Raw genomic sequence first — 2,017 nt, forward strand, 5'->3', positions numbered from 1 at the left:
ACCGCACCGGATCCCACGGGGAAAACCCCGCCGCAACAGCGGCACGGTCGCGGGGTAGAGCAGCCCGGTAGCTCGTCAGGCTCATAACCTGAAGGTCACAGGTTCAAATCCTGTCCCCGCAACCAAAATCATAAAAGATATCAAAGACTTGGATGCCGACACAAACAGTCAGGCATCCCCATCACCGTTTTACATCAACGCCACATCAACGTTTAATGAGGCCGGTGGCAAACTGGCTGGATCACGGTACTTGCCCTTGTGCCGGGTTCGCCTGTTTGACCTGTGCCAGTTCAATAAAAACAGGCCTCCCTTCCTCGTGGAACCAAAGCTCCTTGATTCGTGCGTCATCACTTTTCGGGAGCGGTTTCGCTTCCTTCACCTTGAAGGTAGTTGGCAAATTTACGGACGTTCCAAATACAAGCGCATGCTGTTTCGGTAAGGATGGCAAACGCTTGAGTACTGCCTCAGAGATGAATGGGGTCATCTGCCGAATCTGCGAGAGGTCATCCGGGTTCTGAATGCGATGGATGACGAAGTTTGAGCATTGAGACAGAACCGCTTTCGAGAGCTCGCTCGGCCGTTGTGAAGCGACCAACAAGAAAAGCCCGTACTTGCGTCCCTCTTTGGCAATGCGCTCATAGATCTTGCTGGCATCTATCGCGTATCTCGAGGGAGATTCAGAAATATAACGATGGGCCTCCTCGAGTAATAGATGAACTGGAAAGCGGTTTCTTGGTTCGGCTTGTCTAAGCAATCGAAATATCATGCGTGCGAGCACCGACGAGACCAACTCAACTATCTCGTCTTCAACCGCATTCATATCAACGATAATGATCTGATTGCACTTTTGCCAATGATTGCCGTTCGGCGACAGCCCAAGAATCTGTTCAAGAAAAGCCTCTTTGGTAGGGATCAGATCACCTGGCGATAGATCATAGCGCATGAACGCATACTCCGATCTGTCGCGGAGCGACTTGAACCTGGTAAGCAGCTGGGAGCAATAATCGCGAATTTGCCGATTACCATGTGCTTCCTCATAGAGGATTGCGAAATCAAGGCATTCTTCAAGGTCACCAAATGTAAATGGTATCCTCCTGTAGGGTGGAAGATCCACGTCCTCCCGTAGCTTCGCGCGAACGTCGTCCAGAAATGAGTGCAAATTGTTACCGGCAAAGTTTCCGTACTGAGCATTTGCCCCGTGCTTTTGAAGAAGGGCCATGTTCAGGTCGTCTGTAGGATATTTTTGTAGCAAGGATACGACCCGCTGAAACTTTGAGACCGGCGAGTCACCGTCAGCACCCCGAAAACATTCAATTATGCAGGTAGCAATAAAGTGCTCCTTGACTTCCAGTGCTTCCGGGCTGGTTTCCCGAAATAATCCGGTCAAACCCAAAGCTGTACGAAGAACTGGTATCTGCGTCCGTTCACTCGCTTGAAGCAGAAGTTCCCACTCGGATTGCTCCAGAAACCAATGTGGGAGGCGGAACTTTCCGTCGGCTGTAGTTCCATCTAGCACAATATGGTCGACGCCAATGCCGTTTTCTTTGGCAAGCGGGATCAGCGCATTGGCATACTCGCCGTTCACATCGAAGACCACGATTGTTGCCCCTCGGGCTTGAAATTCGTCCGCCTTACCAAACAAAGATTGAAGCACCGACGCTACCGTGCAGGACTTGCCGCTCCCAGTGTTTCCAAGCACGGCTATATGGCCGCCGAAAAAGTCATCCATCCGCACTTTGACCTCATAGCCCTCGAACACCACAGAGCGCCCGATCGACAGTGCGCGAAATCTTGTCGCGTTTGCCGGCACCGGCGGATTACCGTTGATGCCTGGAGCAGGTTCACTCGGCATGTTGGTTTCGAAAACGCGATCAAGTTCCGCATCGAGTGGGCGTTGTTGCGCAACTCAGCTAGCGGCGTGAGCTGCCCCTTTCCCCGCTGAACTCAGCTGACGCGAACGATCTCGGCGGTGCCGAGGGCGGAGAAGCGGTTCATGAGAGCAATGCGGATGTGGATC

General features: G+C 52.4%; 1 protein-coding gene and 1 tRNA gene. One reads left to right on the top strand and one right to left on the bottom strand.

Going from position 1 to position 2,017, the window contains the following annotated elements; genetic code table 11:
* The first annotated feature begins 48 nt into the window (after positions 1-48).
* A tRNA-Met gene (locus IC63_RS16665) sits at positions 49-125 on the top strand.
* Between the two features lie 116 nt (positions 126-241).
* On the opposite strand, the gene IC63_RS17800 is transcribed toward IC63_RS16665, so the two are convergent.
* The gene (locus tag IC63_RS17800; RefSeq protein WP_232222662.1) at positions 242-1,852 is read right to left on the bottom strand and encodes an ATP-binding protein; all 1,611 of its coding nucleotides are present in this window, start codon (positions 1,850-1,852) and stop codon (positions 242-244) included.
* Positions 1,853-2,017: the final 165 nt, after the last annotated feature.

Source organism: Paracoccus sphaerophysae (assembly GCF_000763805.1).
Lineage (GTDB): Bacteria > Pseudomonadota > Alphaproteobacteria > Rhodobacterales > Rhodobacteraceae > Paracoccus > Paracoccus sphaerophysae.